Here is a 16,051-nt window from a genome sequence, read left to right as displayed (position 1 = left end):
CGCGGAAAATTGTAATTACCAGACAGATCCTAGTCACACTTGCGTCAGGATGATTTCATTTCCGCACTGCTGGCCGCTTGCAATGCCTGTTCCAGGTCGCGGAGAAGGTCTTCCGTCTCCTCCACCCCGACCGAGTATCGGATCAACCCTTCCGGAATCCCCATCGCCCGCCGCTCTTCTTCGGAACACTCCACATGGCTGGTCGTTCGCGGTGGGCCGGCCACCGTTTCCACCGATCCCAGGTTGGCTGCCAGGTGCGCATGGCGGAGCCGAGGCAGGAAACGGCGCACCGCTTCCAGGCCTCCCTTCAACGAAAAGCTGAGCACGCCTCCAAATCCCTTCATCTGTTTTTTGGCGATCCCATGATGAATATGGGAGGACAAACCCGGATAATAAACCCCGTCCACACCGGGATGATTCTCCAAAAACTGCGCTATGGCCATGGCGCTTTGATTCTGCTGGCGAATGCGAAGATGAAGTGTCTTCATCCCTCTGAGCAACAAGTATGCCGACATGGGGTCCAACGTCGCCCCGTTGATTTCCCGGTAATGGTATACCTGCTTCACCAGGTGTTTGGATCCGGCAACCACCCCTCCCAATGCATCGGCATGACCGCCCAAGAACTTGGTGGCACTGTGGATAACCAAATCCGCCCCCCATTGGAGCGGGTTCTGATTGATCGGAGTAGCGAAGGTGTTATCCACGATGACAATCGCTCCCACCCGATGGGCGGCCTGAATCAGCCGTGCAAGATCTACTATTTTCAATGTCGGATTGGTGGGCGTTTCCAGGTAAAGGACCCGGCAACCGCGGGCTATTCTCTCTTCCATGGCTTGATGGTCGTGGGTATCGCACAGCTGGACCTCCACCTGAAACCGCGGCAGGAATTCAAGGAAAATCTTATTGGTACCTCCATAGGTGTCTTTGATGGAAACCACCCGATCTCCCGGGGAGAGAAACGTAAACAACACATTGCTGATCGCCGCCATGCCGGTGGAGAAGCTGGTGGCGGCTTCCGCCCCTTCCAACAGGCGCACTTTTTCTTCAAACACTTCCACCGTGGGATTGGTGTTGCGGCCGTAGATATGCCCCCTTTTCTTGCCCAACGCCACCTCATGCCAGCTGTCGATGTCCGAATAACCAAAGGAGACGCTGTGTACCACGGGCACTTGTGTGGACCCCTGCATGAGCGATTCCTCTTCCCCTCCCCAAACGGAACGGGTACCGATGGAGGCTTCATCCACTCGTTTTGCCATGCATACCACTCCTTTTCATCGTAACAGCCGTGGGTCTGTATCCCCCTAAGCCCCGCTTTCCCCCAACGGGTGAACCATCCCGGAACCAAAGGGACATTGGAAGATCTCCCGCGGGAACGTGGCCAGCACTTCACATCCGTTTTCCGTCACAAGGAATGTTTCACTCAACTCCACACCGTAGGAGTCAAACCACATTCCCGGAATCATGTGAAACGTCATATTGGGCTGCAAAACCGTACGGTCGCCGGCACGCAGACTGGCTGTATGCTCCCCCCAATCGGGCGGATAGTTCAACCCGACGGAATAACCGAGACGGGACTCCTTCAACCATCCCTTCCGTTCGATCGAGTTCCGCCACACCCGTTCCACCTCTTCACAGGTGATTCCGGGCTTGACAGCATCCAGGGTGATGTTGAGGCCTTCGATTACCACTTCCGCCAAATCCCGCACCAGGTTGGAAGGGGATCCAATCACAGCGGTCCGGGCCATCGGTGCATGATAGCGCCGATAACATCCCGCCAGTTCCAACAACACCGTATCCCCCTGTTTGTATGGTCGATCCGTCCAGGTGAGATGTGGGGTGGATGTCTTCTCATCCGAAGGCAATAGCGGAACGATCGCCGGGTAGTCCCCTCCGAATTCCGGTGTGCCGCTCATTTGGGCATGAACGATTTGGGCGGCCACATCGCACTCACGAACACCGGGAGCGATCGCTTCCAGCCCTGCATGCATCGCCCGTTCCGCGATCCGGGCCGCTTTGCGCATATACTGAATCTCCTGATCGGACTTCACCATCCGGACGCGGTTGACCAGAAGTGTGCAATCCTGGAAGCGGGCATTGGGCATCCTTCTTCTCAGTCGCTCATACGCTTGGGCCGTAAAGTAGTAGGAATCCATTTCCACTCCTGTTCGTCTGTCCCATTGACCGATCTGAGTCAGACTATCGGCAACAAAATCCATCGGATGCTTGTGTGTGGATTGCACGTAATCGTCAGGGTAAGGAATCAGATGGTCCGGATGGAGCCAGGTGGTCAAACGGGCGCCGTTGGCATCCTGTTTCCGGCCGATCCAGATCGGTTGTTCCTCTTCCAAGATCACCACCAGCATTTGAGGCACATAAAAAGACCACCCGTCATATCCGGACAAATAATGCATGTTGGCGGGGTCCGTCAGCAGGAGTACCTCCACCCCCTCCGCTTCCATGCGCTTTTTGGTCTGATGGATTCGCTCAGCATATTCCATCATCGAGAAGGGCAAATCATTCATTACGCCCACCCCCCCTGATCCGTTCTACCGTCATTTTACGCAATGCATCATAATCGGAACAATTGCAATATTGTATAAAGAGAAGGGTCTCCTTTTCATCAAAATAGCGAACGAACCATTTTCTGTTGTACAATTGTCCGCTAACCCCCCTGTTTTCTAAGAAGAACAGGATACGCCCCTTGCCGATTTTTTGATACCATCAGAAAAAGGGCCTTTGGCCCCACCAAGCGAGGTGAAGCTTTCATGCCCCTAACCGTCAGAGATGTGTTACAACTGGACATCATGCATGGGGCAATCATCCGAACCTCCGGGGAGCATTCGCTGCAAAACCCCGTGGAATCGATTTCCGTGATGGAAGTGCCCGTCGAAAACTTTGTTCGCCGAAACGAGTGGGTGTTAAGTACTGCGGTGGGCTGCGGCCACGATCCCGTCCATTTCCGCAACTTCGTACAAGCGTTGATCGACTCGGACGCCGCCTGCCTGGCACTTGCCACCGGTCGCCACATCCGGAAAATCCCCGATGATGTGATTCAGTTGGCCGACCGGCAAAACATGCCTCTGATCGAAATCCCCTGGCAAACCCGATTTGCGGATATTATGCAAATCGTCTTACGGGAATTGGACCATCGACAGGATGATATGGCTTTCTTCTCCCAGGAAACCCAGAAAGAATTGCTCCAAATGATCCTGCAGGGAAGCAACCTGACCAAGCTGGCCAGCGTGATTCAGCGAAAAATGGGCTATCCCGTTTTATTCGTCGACCGGAAAGGGGAGATCAAGGGAAGCAGCCCCGCTGCACAGCGCCTCCTCCGTTTCTGGCGGGAGCAAATGAGGGAAATCCACCGTTCCATCGCTCACCCCTACCGGATCCAAAGCGCGTTCCACAATTATTCGCAAGGGGAATGGAAAAGGGTAGAATTGCCGGAGAACACCTTGATTGAGATCCCCATCTGGTCGGCGAGAAAACAGCAGGGTTCCCTTTTTCTCCTATTGCCGAAAGTAGCGGATGGAGAGGAACCGCTCAATCGGGAAGAACAAATCTATCTGGACCATGCGGCCACCGCGTCCGCTTTCTGTTTTTTGCAGGAAAATGTGGCCGTGGAAACAGAGACACGACTGAAAAGCGACTTCGTATGGAGTCTGGCCAAAGGGGAAATTACCACCGAGGAGACGATTGAAACGCGGGGAAAAGCTTTGGGTTACGACACCAGCTGTCCATACGTCTGCATCCTCGGGGAAGCGGAACAAAAAATCGGCCAAGAGGAGCGTACGGGAAGCCCTCCCTTACCGGAAATGATGGATGAAGTGGTTTATGCGGGCAAGGCGGTACACCGCCAAATCATGACCAGCCGCCAGCCCGATCAACTCGTCATCTACCTGGAAGTTCCCATGGATCGGGTCGTCGATACCGTCCAGTCGTTTCTCGATATATTGGAAGGGCGCCTCCATGAACAATTTCCGGAATTTGTCGTCTCCTGGGGGATCGGGGAAAAGCGGGCCGGGGTGCACACCTTTCGCGCCAGTTACCAAGACGCCCGGGCCGCATTGAATATCGGAAGGCGCCATAAAGGTTCCGGTTACCGCAATTTCCATTTTGATACGGGCCTCTACCGTGCGCTGGAACATCTGTCGGAACACCCGGACATGCGGGAGATCACATGGTCCGCCATGAGCCGCCTTTTGGACTACAGCCAGTTGAGGGGGATCGATCTAATCGAAACCTTCACCTCCTATTTGCGCAATCACTGCAATGTAAGCCAGACCGCCCGAGAACTAAACCTTCACCGGCAATCCCTTCTCTACCGCCTGCGCAAAATCGAATCCCTCACCGGACGCTCTCTTATGAATCCCGACGATTTATTTCTGCTACAGTTGAGCATCAAGCTCTGGTCCGGAAAAAAATAGTAGACAGCAAATGTCTCCGTCAACGTATGGCTCGGTAAAAACACTCCGCACATTCCATCGCACGGTCCCGTCCTCCCGTGCCGCCTTCTACATGCCACCAGGCGGATAAGACCGATTGAAACAACCCCCATGCCAACATGCGGTCCCGCTGTATTCCCAGTCTCTCCGCAAACACGTCTAAAGCGATGGTCAACGCACGCATGGGATGGGAGGAACATTCCATCCGGTTTCTCAGGTAGACGGCCGGTTCAAATTCGGCCTCACCGACCACCCCCTTGGGATCGATGGCTTTCCACTCTCCTTTTCCCGCCAACAGGATATTGTAATGATGCAGATCCCCGTGCAATAACAATGGACGGGTGACAGAACCCAACAACTCCGGAACCAGCCGCTCCGCCGCCTCTACCAGATGACGGGAAAACGGACCGGTTCCCCCTGTAAAATGACGGCGCAACCGTTTCAACCCTTCTGCCCAGTCCGCCACATGGGGAAAAAGGCAATCCGATGGTTCCGGCACCCACAACCGCCGCATCACCTCTGACGCGATCCCTGCTGCTTCTTCTTCGTCCCGGACGATGGACAAGGGATCGCCCGGTTCCAATCGCTCCAGCAGCATCGCCCCCTGTTCGGGATCTGCCTCATATAGCCGAACCATTCCTTCTCCGTCAACCAGGTTCAGCATCTTCATCGCAAACATCCACTCCCGGTCGGGTACCCCCAGCTTCAACACCATCCGTTCTCCATCGGCCCGCATCGCCGGAACGACGAAGTGATAGGAAAGGGGAAAGGGCTCGTCAGACACCTGAATCGACCAGCGATCCGCACAATCCCGGAGCCGGTTATGGAAAGCGGCCAGCCACTCCTCCCCTTTACTACCATGCACCTGTTTGATGGTTTTTTTAAAAGAATCCGGCAATGAAAACATACGATTGATCTCTCCTTTTCGCGTTTCCGTTCCAAATATCGTCACCAAGCCCCATGAAAAAAAGCCGGCGATTCCTCCTCCGGCTGTCAGTCCTTTCACGATCGTTTTGAAGGATACGGAAACAGCTTTTTATATTTCACCCCTGCCGTTTCCGAAACGTAAGAGGCTTCCAAAACTGCTGAGGGGTCGATTTCCAACACCGCCTCTTTTAGTTTCCCGTACCGTAAGCGATCAATGATGCAGTAAATAATTTTCCGTTCCTCTCCGGAATAGCCGCCCTCCCCTTTCAGGTAGGTAAGCGTCACATCCAGCTCCTCAATCAGGTGCTGTCCAATTTCATCCGGTTGATCCGAGATAATCGTCACGGATTTGGCCTGATTCAACCCATCCAGTACGAAATCAATCATTTTCATTACAATATAAAAGACTGCAAGGGAGAACATCGCTTTCTCCAAGCCGAATACAAACGCTGCCCCGGTAAAAATCAACGCGTTAATCGCCAACAAAAAAGTGCTAATGGGAATATGGTGATGCCGTTTGAACCAAATCGCCAACATCTCTGTTCCGTCGATCGCCCCGCCGACTTTGACGACCAGCCCGATGCCCAGTCCCAATAGCAGACCTCCATACAGAACGATTAATACTTCCGAGCTGGTGATTGCCGGAACGGGTTCAAATAGAATCAACCCGATTGTGGTCACTCCATTGGCGTACAGCGTGCGGATGACAAACTTTCGACCGGTATCCCTGGCCGTACAGAGAAGAATGATGAGATTCAACCCCAAAAAGACCACCCAGATGGGAATTCCCGCTACGTTGTAAGCAATAATAGCCAGCGCGGTCACGCCCCCATCCACCAAACCGTTCGGGGCCAAAATCAGCTCCAGACCCGCTGCAACAATAATGGAACCGATCGTGAGAGCCAGATAGTCCCAAAATTTGCTCATTCCTATCTCCTCTCTTTCCTGCCTTTATTGTATCACGACGGTGGGGGAATCCGAATTCGATAGCCACAATCGGGGGAATCATTTGGAAATGTCTTCTATCCGGGTTGATTCTTGTGTCATAATGGGTAATAAGTTATTATAGTCTAACAATTCCAGAGAGAATTTCAGACTAAAAATAGATTAAAAAGGAGCGGCTGCCGGTGAAAGTGAAAGCGGTTTATCAAACTGTCACCAAACAGGCGAACATTCTCCCTATAACGACTCCTTTCCACAAGATTCAGGAAGTATTCGAAGAATTGCATCCCATTCACCGGAGTATATACGTTGTCAATGAACAAAACCAACTGCAGGGATGCATTACGATATGGCGTTTTTTAAAACTTGTTGCCATCAAAACCGCAAACGCAGACCAAGTCAATTTGTCCCCCTCCCTGAGAGAGTTGTCGGAGTGTAATCCCCAAAAATTAACAGCCGGCATGATGATGCACAACACGCCCTCGGTCACCTTGGAGGATTCCCTTGAAGTGGGCTTACAATATATGATCATCAATCGATTGGAGGAATTGCCAGTAGTCGACCGACAGGGAGTAGTGATCGGGGATCTGAATGTTTTTGAAATCATGCGGCACATCTCCGATCAAACAACCGGGCGGATATAACCCGCCCGGTTGTTTGATTGGAGAAGATCTCTCTGTAAAAAGTGGTTGATCGGTTATAGAGCGCGTGGTTCCCGGCGATGCGCCCTTCTATTTCGCTGTGGGACGAAAACGTTCCACTAGACATTCACATTTTTTCCTCTGGTCAGGACAATTCCCCCTAACAAATTCATCAAATCCACATACTATGTTGTCAGAAAAGGAGGGATTGGGTTATGTCCAGTTTCGTTGGCTTTGGACTGCGCCGACTGCTGATCTTCCTGTTGGTGATCGCCACAATCTTCGCTTTGGTTTGTTTTTAAGTGAACGCCGACGAAAAAGCACCCGGTTAAGGGGTGCTTTTTCTAGTGATCCGTTGGCCTGTTTGACTCGATTTTGCAGGCCAAATCTTTAACTACTTGTTCCATTGTCACTTTGGATAAGACCGACTCCATCGCGTCTTGCGCCTGCTGAAACAGTATTTCAACCACGCTCTGGATATTGGCACCCACCGGACATGCAGGGTTAGGATTCTCGTGTATATGGAACAGTCCATTATCCACCACTTCCACAGCACGATAAACATCCAGCAAGGTGATCTGTGCCAGCGGTTTTTTTAGATAAGCCCCACCCTTTCCAGAGTGTACGCCTACCAACCCTTTCTTTTTCAACATGCCCAGCATCCTTCTGATGACCACGGGATGGGTATTGACGCTTCCCGCAATCCAGTCGGAAGTGCAATGATTGTTTTTATCCATTTCCAAAAGGGACAAAATGTGCACCGCAACAGAAAATCGCGTGTTGATCCTCATGATTATCACCTATCACCAGTATATAGAAAACACCCTAATTCGTCTAATATTCACCGGTTTGTCTCCGTCCAATAAAAAACCGACCCCTGATAAGGATCGGTATAACGGGATTTTCCTTTCATTATTCTTCTTTCATGGATTCGATTTCTCCATTTTTTCTTTGGTGAAACCAGTTGTCCAATCCGTACAACCGGGCCACCCGCCAAAAATAAATGGATGGAATCCGCCATGCCAACCTTACCGATCCATCGATCATACAGAGGAGCCCAAGATTTATAGATGACAAGATTAGACCGGCACCATGACACACCCTTAATCAAATGTTTATTTGAATATAACCGATAATGTTGCATTCCATATTTCGATACATACGGAAGCATCCAGGAGTTATCATGGACGAAATACATGGAAAGGGCGATTCAACATGAAATCACCATCATCCATCCAAAGATTTTGTACTATGGTACTCCTGTCGTGTTATTATCCACACTGAACGAGGATGACTCGACAAACATCAGCCCCTTGTCTTCTTCATGGGCTTTGGGGAATGTGATTGTTTTGGGAATCGGTGTAAACGGCAAATCGCTTGAGAATCTGGAAAGACATCCCGAGTGCGTCGTTAACCTCCCTCATCCCCCTCTCTGGAAGCATGTTGAGCAGTTGGCTCCGTTAACGGGAAAAAACCCGGTTCCGAAAGAGAAAAAAGAGCTGGGGTTTCAATACGAGAAAGACAAGTTTTCCGCTTGCGGATTGACACCCGTTTCTTCTCTTTGTGTCCAACCGGACCGAGTTGGAGAATGCCCCCTTCAGATTGAGGCTGTGGTGAAAAACATTGGGGTTCCAGAGGGGGCTTTCTTTGGCATTGTCGAGCTGGAGGGGATCCAAGTGCATGCATTCCAGGAGATGGTGATTGACGACAATCATATTAACCCCAGCCATTGGAGCCCTATTATCTATAATTTCCGCCATTATTTCGCATTGGGAGAGGAATTGGGGAAGACATTCCGTTCTACTACCTGACAACAGACGCTTCTTTTGCCTCCCTGTTGTTCTCATCCATTTTTTGATGGGAACAACAGGGAGGTTTTTTGGGGTTGCGTCTTGCGAATGAGAAGTCAATCATCCGCAAGACCCTCCGCTATAAATGCGCGACAATGAAAGAGAGATCAAACACGGGAAGTGGATGGCATGTTCCGATTATACAGTGCCTTGCTGTCATTGAGCCTGATCTGGGGAATGTCGTTTGTCTTCATCAAAGTTCTTTTGGAACTTCTCGAAGAAAAACGGGCTCACGCTGGGTGAAAATGACTTTATCCGACAGCTCCCATCCCGCTGTCACCTTCGGATTTTGTCCGAGTATGATGATTGATCCAGATTTTAGCTGATCTCGTTGCAACGGTCGTGTTTTTTGTTCAGGAAACCACACTTGTTTGACTCTCGCAGCCTCCCTAACACCGCTTCTTTCAGAATCCGATACTGCTCATCATTTGTATCAAGAAACGCTTCTTCTCTGCTTGACTCCACATCTTGATAGTCGATAGCTTCATCAAACTGGGAAAGCGTAAAATCCATCCGCCTGCCCCCGATCCGATTATAAAAATGCCACCCCTCCTCCAACGGGGTTTTTAAAATCTCTCCACCCAAAAGTTCATTCACTACCAGGGCTGTCACCCCGCACTGTCCTCGCGCCGGATAATCCGGACTGTACTTGGTGCTTGTGGATTTCGACCAGCTGGAAACCAATGCTTGGAGCAACCATTCTGGAGTCATTTTCATAACGGTTCCCCCTTTTTCTTGTGTTTCTGATGATTACAGCACGATGTTGATCCGATACTGTCTGGGTTCCTCAGGTCCCGGGTCGGTATGGCTGCCTTCGTTTCGTTGAAAGTGCATAGCAAAACCGGGTAACGTAAGGGACCCGGGCGAGACTTGCTTCTGTGAGTGCAAAGGCGAACCAAAAACCATCCCGCCCCTCCCTTTTCTCGCGGAAAATGAATGACCAGATAGGCCCTAGTCAGTCGTTGTTCTCAGATTGTTCATTACAAGTTACTCAGTTGTTCAATTTTTCCCAAAAAATGGTCCTCCATCCTGTTATAATGGTGTTAAAGCCACTGAAAAAGGAGGATTGTTCCATGCGCCAAACACAAAGCATGACATTGCTCCAGTGCTTAACGTTTGACCAAATCATTCAAATTTCGCGTGAGACAGACTCTTTTCAAGGTGAACGCATTTACTTTAACCAAGGCAAAATAACAGTAAACGCAAAAAGTTTTCTCAGTGTCAGTTGGCTTTTTATGAAACTTCGACCGGGAGATTCTTTTTCCCTGGTCATCGAAGGGCCATTGGCCAAGCAGACTCTCGATCAAGTCATCACCCAGCTTCTCCCCTTCGTCTATCCCCTTGATCGAAAGAAGTCCCATCCTCTTGAAATGGATGAGCTGGATACACATGAAAATTGGGGTACGTAAAGCCGATCCATGACCTTTTTTCACGATGAAAAGCCCCCTCCCGGGGGCTTCCATTGGTCTGTCCGTCAACGGACGTTTTTCCGAACTCCCCTGCCATCCCAAAGGCAGGTGGACCGGTGCTTCCCATGGCAACGGTGGGTATGCTTTCCTCTTTTGGCGACAGCAGTGGATCGTTTTCCCTTCGGACGTTTGGACATTTCCTCGTCCAAACCCATCCTCTCAATCATTTTCTGCACTCTGTTAACACCCAACATACATGATCACTCTCCTTTATTTTCTTTATATGAATTTGAGTTTAGGAGAGTATAATCACTTGTCTCGTTCCAATCTTCTACACCAAGAAATCGGGCACCGCACCCACATGTACCGAATGTCAAACTTCATGTGTTTGTTGGACAGCGACAGTACAGACCGGCAACTCTCTCTCCACTCTTGGTCGACAGGTTTATTCTTTCTGTCATTCATTAAAATCAACCAGTTGATGAATAGCCCCGCGGACGGTTCCCCGTTGGAATTGTCGACCCTGCGGGAAAATACGCATCGGCATTCCATATTTGGGACGCATATTTAGATTGGGTTCGATCTTGGTGTGATCCACCACGAACAGCCGGTACCGTTGTAGCAACATCGCCAGCACCACTTTCATCTCCTGCATCGCAAAAGCCCAACCCATACACATATGCGGTCCGGCACCGAACGGAAGAAATTCATACGGGGACCGTTTCAGTCCAGCCCAGCGCTTTGGATGAAAGCGATTCGGCTCCGGATACAACTCAGGCAACCGATGGGTAACAAACGGACTGTAAAAGATATTGGAGCCTTTAGGGAGAAAGAAGCCACCGAGAACGCAGGGAGAACCGGTAATCCGCATTCCGATGCTCGCAGGAGGAAGCAGACGCAAGCTCTCCTTCACCACTCCTTCCAGCAAAGGCAGTTGATTCAGTTTTTCCATGGTGGGGGAAGCACCCTGCAACGCACCATCTAGCTCATCAAGCAGATCAGCAAGGATATCCGGATGCTGACTGAGCAGAAATATCGTCCAGGTCAGCGCGTTTGATGTCGTCTCGTGTCCCGCGACAAACAACGTAAACGTGTGGCCGATGAGCTCATCGTCACTCAACACGGCTCCATCCTCATCCCGTGCCTGCACCAAAGCTGCCAACACATCGGTTGCACTTGGTTGGGATCGTTTTCGTTCAATCATGGAACGAACAGAAGTGTCCATTTGTTGATGCAACCAGCGCGAGTATGAAAACGGATGCCGATAAAACGTAAGTACATCCTCCTGCCGAGCAAGGCATTTGGTCCCGGTATCGCCTGTTGTGTCTGTTCATACGCATATTCATTTCGACACCCCCATGAATGTTATGAATTAAATCATTATTTATCATTCATAATATCGTATCACAATCTTTCGAGCAATATTTTTTTAATAAATTTTATTATTTAATTTCAAAACACTCACCTGATGAAATGAAATAGATATTCATGCTGTACACTAAAAAAACATAGGGGTTCATTTGTCCATATTTGTTCAAACGATTCCTTTTTCCACTCTCTCCAGAGCATATAACTTATAGATAGGGTGTTAATCTATTTGTTCTAGCAAGGGGTATGAATTCGTTTGATCCTCATTTATCCCATGAGCTTTGTTTTAGCCGTTTGGGGCTTTTATCTGTTAATCCACGGGGCGTCTCTCCCTCTTCTCATAAGCTTGGACACAAAAAGCAGCTCTCCCTAAAAGGAAGAGCCGCTTTTCTATTACTGGTACCTTTTTATGAAGCAATTACAGTCCAATCCCAATGAACAAATCAATGAACAACTCGATGTAGAGAGAAATGTTAAGCATGTTTTTTTCTCCTTTCTCTTAAATTTTTGTTTCGACTCATATTCTAGTGCTAGATTTATTATTTTTCAACAGATTCGACAAATTATTTCATCATTCTACATTATTTGAGAAAGATCACGACCCCTCCTCCAAACCGATCAGCGGGAACGTTTTCTCCATCCCCGACCGTTTAGAAGCATCATAGATTTCATAGCCCATCCCGCCGGATATCGGAAGGAACGTCAAACGGGCCCGGTAGTTTTCCACCGTAATCGTTCCATTTAATCGCTTCCCTCGAAGTCGGACGACAGCTTCTCCGGTTCGATCGGAAACTCCCACGTTCGTCACTTGAACGGGGATCTGCGCAAATAATGGAATGGTATGGGTTCCAATATCATAAGTACGCCGAATCTCCGTGGCTGGGTTGAGTGAAACATTTCCCCAAGAAAAATGGGGAGCAAACGGCTGGTACAGGAGGGGGAGGAACGCCACCTCGGTCTGTTGTGTACAGGAAAAGGTAAGCGATCCCTCCAGAGTGAGCAACCCCGGCACCGTTATATTAAACCGATGCTCCAGAGGAACCAGAGTCTGATAACTCTCGCTTGTCACCTGTATCGGCGGTGGGTTGCTCTCATATTCAAAGGCGTACCGCTTCATCAACTGTTCCACGCTCAGCCTGCCGTCCCGGGTGAACCGATATTCTTCCTCCGTGATCTCTACGGCCATGTTTCCGTCCACAAATACCGTTCCGGTCCAACATGCCCTTCCTCCATATACCAACCGACATCCGCCGGTACGCCCCTCAAAAACACCCCCCACCCGCTTCCATGTCAAATCCGGTTGAGCAACCATCGAAGCCACCTGCTCAGGATTCTGAAATCCCCCCGCATCACAAACGAACATCCCCCAATGACCAGCCGTGATTTGCTTGACTCTATAATGCAGTGTCCAAAGATAATACTTGCCTGGTACCATCTCTGGAATCTCGCTTTGCGTATGGACGACTTGGTTGTTGGCTGTCATTTTCATGGACGTGTTTCCGAACACGGCATACTCATCACTAAACATACGTGTGTCAGACTCCTCATGGTTTACCCGATTCGATGGAACCGGCGCTCCCGGTTTCCCCTCGTATCTCCCATCCAATCCAAAAACACTTCCCGGCGACCGATCGTATCGGAGGAATTTTATCGACGGATCCCGCATGGTTTCAATCGGACCCTTGACCTGTAGCTTTGCCGCCTCCAAAATCATGTTCCCGAACCAGGTGACGGCACGTGTCATCTCCGCACTGTCCCGTGTTTGCCCCACCAGCCCGTTGGTAAACTCCGGCAGGACGGAATGGATCTGGTGTTTCTCGGCTATATAGTTGGTAAGAGCAGGCAGGCTGGAGGTTCCCCACACCATTCGCTCTCCTTCTTTAACCATCGATCGGATAACCCGAAGATACGGCAGGTTGTTTTGTTTCGCAAAACGCGGCATAAACAGGACATACTCCGCTTGAACGGAGACAATGGTATGAAAGTCCAGATACCCCACCGTATGGGGTGCTACCTCCTGGAACAAAGCGTGTATGGCTTTGGCCTCTGCCTCGGACAGGGGTTCCGGTCCTTTATAGTTGGTATCCCCCGGTTGGGTGGCGGAATAGCTTTCCCAGTTGTACGGAAAGTTCCGGTTGAGATCCACCCAATTCACATTTTGCCGTTTGGATTCATGAAATCCCCAAGGGTTGACGATCGGCACTGTCACCAGGCGAATATTTTTCCGGAGGTGGGAAAGCGCCGGACAACAGTGCCAATCCCGTACCAGTAACTCCAAGAACTGAGCTAGGGCGTAAAATCCCGTGTATTCGTTCCCGTGAAGACATGCCGTGATAACAATCGTTTTTTCATAATGCGGCGGTGTAAAATCGTACCGCCAGATTTCCCAGTGGTTAGAAGTATCGGGCCCCAGGCTACGCTTGGTGACATAGGCCGGATCGCATTCCATCAGCGGTTCCAGGTACGCCCGTAAGTTTGCTTCCGGATCATAAGTATCGGGCGTTTTTCCTTCTCCCGGGCGTGCCCCCGGCATGGTGGGCGGTTTCCAAAAGGCGTGATAAGCGGACATTTGGCTGACCCCATCCCCAGAGGAATCGCACTTGTCTTTCTCGTCCCCTGCCCGGCGAAATACACGTTGGACTCTTTGCTTGATACTAGCAATCTTCCAAATGGCCTTTTTCACTCCAATCCGGCTCTGTCGCAGCTTTTGGGACAATTTCACCCCTCCTATAACAGGTTATTGAACCAAGCGTGATAATAGAGAACAAGCCGTTCTCCCTAAAATAGAAACCATAGGCTTTCGTGACGATCACCGGCGATGCTGCTTGGGTAAGGGACCATGCGGGAATACATTATATTCTCCGGAACCGTTAAAAAACCAAAACGATCCGATTGATGACTCATGATCCGCCCAACTATCAAAAGACGACCACTACTCAGCAGGAAGAAGAATTATCGCATATTCCTTGACAGGAATATTCCCTATAGGTTATATTGAAGTCATGAAAGACGCTTTAAGTGCTCTTGCCGAACCCAATCGTTTACACATGGTCGAACTCCTGCGAGAAGGACCACTCACTGTGGGGGAAATAGCTGATCGACTGAAGCTTCGTCAACCGCAGGTTTCTAAACATCTCCGAGTCCTTCACGATGCCGGGCTTGTCGAGGTGCAGCCGATCGCCAACCGACGAATCTACAAGTTGCGACCCCAGCCGCTCCAAGAGCTGGACACTTGGCTGGAATCCTTTCGCCATGTCTGGGAAGAACGATTCGATCAGCTGGACGATTATCTGCACAAACTGCAAGAGAAGGAAAAGAAGACGGACGAGAGTTCGTGAACGACCGATTTTTCTTGTGAAGGGAGGGTCGTTTCGCTCTATTTGGTTCAATATTCAAAAGAGTCGGGAGGGTTTCCTATGTTCAATCATCATGAACCAACGAATAGGTAGAAACGGGAGATCGTCGTCAGCCGCGTTTTCGATGCGACGCAAGAGTCCGTGTTTCATGCGTGGACTGAATCAAAACATATCGGGCAATGGTGGGGGCCGTAAGGCTTCACGACCACTACGTATGAAATGGATTTTAGATCGGGAGGCACATGGCGGTTCACCATGCACGGCCCGGATGGCGTTGATTATAAAAATAAAAATCGTCTATACCGAGATTGTAAAACCGGAACGTCTCGTCTATAATCAGGGTTCGGAAGAAGATCCCGAGCAATTTCAAGTGACGGTCACTTTCGCCGAGCATGGGGGCAGGACGGAACTCACCATGCGAATGCGATTTAAGACAGCCGCAGAACGAGATCAGGCGATTGAGTTTGGAGCGATCAAGGGAGGAAAACAAACCCTGGATCGCCTTGCCGAGTACTTAAGATGATTCTCGATTCTCCATCGGGGAAAGTCCTTCGGATTCTTTTGAAACGATATGTAGGAGGAATGAAAATGTCCCATAACGACAAAACAAACGAAGTTCCGTATGTGATAACGCGGACTTTTGATGCGCCACGAAAGCTCGTTTTCAAAGCTTTTACCGAATCTGAGCACCTGCAGCATTGGTGGGGGCCCAAAGGATGGACACTTGAGATTTCTGAGTTTGATTTCCGTCCGGGTGGCGCCTTTCACTATAGCCAGCGATCTGCGGACGGCCAAAAAATGTGGGGCAAATTTGTTTACCGCGAAATCGGTGAACCGGAAAAGCTTATCTATACGAGTTCTTTTTCTGATGAGGCGGGCAACACGGTCCGGGCTCCCTTTAGCCAAACCTGGCCGCTGGAAATCTTGAATACCTTGACCTTCACCGAGCAGGAAGACAAGACGATCCTCACCATGCACATGGCTCCCCTGTCCGCGACGGAGGAGGAACGCAAAACCTTTGAGGCCATGCGTCCGCAAGTTCAACAAGGCTTTGCTGGGACCCTTGACCAACTCGCTGCTTATCTGTCAAAAGCGAATTGAACAAAAGTAACT

14 protein-coding genes and 1 pseudogene are annotated in these 16,051 nt (G+C 50.1%); 7 read left to right on the top strand and 8 right to left on the bottom strand.

What is annotated here, in order from left to right:
* Positions 1 to 44: 44 nt before the first annotated feature.
* Positions 45 to 1,256, bottom strand: coding sequence for a cystathionine gamma-synthase family protein (locus JOE21_RS00390; RefSeq protein WP_309860896.1), 1,212 nt, complete (start codon positions 1,254 to 1,256; stop codon positions 45 to 47).
* Positions 1,257 to 1,301: 45 nt separating this feature from the next.
* Positions 1,302 to 2,522, bottom strand: coding sequence for a M24 family metallopeptidase (locus tag JOE21_RS00385; protein ID WP_309860892.1), 1,221 nt, complete (start codon positions 2,520 to 2,522; stop codon positions 1,302 to 1,304).
* Positions 2,523 to 2,765: 243 nt separating this feature from the next.
* Between JOE21_RS00385 and JOE21_RS00380 the strand changes: the two genes are divergently transcribed.
* Positions 2,766 to 4,427: a PucR family transcriptional regulator gene (locus tag JOE21_RS00380; RefSeq protein ID WP_309860889.1), complete on the top strand. Its 1,662-nt coding sequence runs from the start codon at positions 2,766 to 2,768 to the stop codon at positions 4,425 to 4,427.
* A 19-nt stretch (positions 4,428 to 4,446) separates the two neighbouring features.
* On the opposite strand, the gene JOE21_RS00375 is transcribed toward JOE21_RS00380, so the two are convergent.
* Positions 4,447 to 5,352: an aminoglycoside phosphotransferase family protein gene (locus JOE21_RS00375; protein WP_309860886.1), complete on the bottom strand. Its 906-nt coding sequence runs from the start codon at positions 5,350 to 5,352 to the stop codon at positions 4,447 to 4,449.
* 95 nt (positions 5,353 to 5,447) lie between these two features.
* Positions 5,448 to 6,299 carry a YitT family protein gene (locus JOE21_RS00370; RefSeq protein WP_309860883.1) on the bottom strand — a complete coding sequence of 284 codons (852 nt, stop codon included), beginning with the start codon at positions 6,297 to 6,299 and terminating at the stop codon, positions 5,448 to 5,450.
* A gap of 200 nt (positions 6,300 to 6,499) precedes the next feature.
* Between JOE21_RS00370 and JOE21_RS00365 the strand changes: the two genes are divergently transcribed.
* Positions 6,500 to 6,958, top strand: a complete 459-nt coding sequence (locus JOE21_RS00365; RefSeq protein ID WP_309860881.1) for a CBS domain-containing protein — start codon at positions 6,500 to 6,502, stop codon at positions 6,956 to 6,958.
* Between the two features lie 341 nt (positions 6,959 to 7,299).
* Here JOE21_RS00365 and JOE21_RS00360 read toward each other — a convergent pair whose 3' ends face one another.
* Positions 7,300 to 7,746 carry an Rrf2 family transcriptional regulator gene (locus JOE21_RS00360; protein ID WP_309860877.1) on the bottom strand — a complete coding sequence of 149 codons (447 nt, stop codon included), beginning with the start codon at positions 7,744 to 7,746 and terminating at the stop codon, positions 7,300 to 7,302.
* Between the two features lie 405 nt (positions 7,747 to 8,151).
* Here JOE21_RS00360 and JOE21_RS00355 point away from each other — a divergent pair, with 405 nt between their 5' ends.
* Positions 8,152 to 8,766 (top strand): flavin reductase family protein, encoded by a 615-nt coding sequence (locus JOE21_RS00355; RefSeq protein ID WP_309860875.1) that lies wholly within the window; start codon positions 8,152 to 8,154, stop codon positions 8,764 to 8,766.
* A 357-nt stretch (positions 8,767 to 9,123) separates the two neighbouring features.
* Here JOE21_RS00355 and JOE21_RS00350 read toward each other — a convergent pair whose 3' ends face one another.
* Positions 9,124 to 9,522 (bottom strand): YunG family protein, encoded by a 399-nt coding sequence (locus tag JOE21_RS00350; protein WP_309860872.1) that lies wholly within the window; start codon positions 9,520 to 9,522, stop codon positions 9,124 to 9,126.
* Positions 9,523 to 9,878: 356 nt separating this feature from the next.
* Between JOE21_RS00350 and JOE21_RS00345 the strand changes: the two genes are divergently transcribed.
* Positions 9,879 to 10,214 (top strand): HPr family phosphocarrier protein, encoded by a 336-nt coding sequence (locus JOE21_RS00345; protein WP_309860870.1) that lies wholly within the window; start codon positions 9,879 to 9,881, stop codon positions 10,212 to 10,214.
* Between the two features lie 457 nt (positions 10,215 to 10,671).
* On the opposite strand, the gene JOE21_RS00340 is transcribed toward JOE21_RS00345, so the two are convergent.
* Positions 10,672 to 11,439, bottom strand: a complete 768-nt coding sequence (locus JOE21_RS00340; RefSeq protein ID WP_309860867.1) for a cytochrome P450 — start codon at positions 11,437 to 11,439, stop codon at positions 10,672 to 10,674.
* Between the two features lie 738 nt (positions 11,440 to 12,177).
* A complete protein-coding gene (locus JOE21_RS00335) occupies positions 12,178 to 14,298 on the bottom strand; it encodes a M14 family metallopeptidase (RefSeq protein WP_309860865.1) in 2,121 nt (706 codons plus the stop codon).
* 286 nt (positions 14,299 to 14,584) lie between these two features.
* Here JOE21_RS00335 and JOE21_RS00330 point away from each other — a divergent pair, with 286 nt between their 5' ends.
* From JOE21_RS00330 to JOE21_RS00315, 3 genes and pseudogenes are all read left to right on the top strand, one after another.
* Complete coding sequence (locus JOE21_RS00330) at positions 14,585 to 14,920, top strand: ArsR/SmtB family transcription factor (protein WP_309860862.1); 336 nt, start codon at positions 14,585 to 14,587, stop codon at positions 14,918 to 14,920.
* Positions 14,921 to 15,157: 237 nt separating this feature from the next.
* Positions 15,158 to 15,461, top strand: a pseudogene (locus JOE21_RS00320) (SRPBCC domain-containing protein).
* 65 nt (positions 15,462 to 15,526) lie between these two features.
* Complete coding sequence (locus JOE21_RS00315) at positions 15,527 to 16,039, top strand: SRPBCC domain-containing protein (protein ID WP_309860856.1); 513 nt, start codon at positions 15,527 to 15,529, stop codon at positions 16,037 to 16,039.
* The last annotated feature ends 12 nt before the right edge of the window (positions 16,040 to 16,051 follow it).

Origin of the sequence: Desmospora profundinema (assembly GCF_031454155.1) — a bacterium.
Classification (GTDB): Bacteria; Bacillota; Bacilli; order Thermoactinomycetales; family DSM-45169; genus Desmospora; species Desmospora profundinema.
Note: the sequence above shows the minus strand (reverse complement) of the source record. Positions and strands in the feature narration are given on the sequence as shown.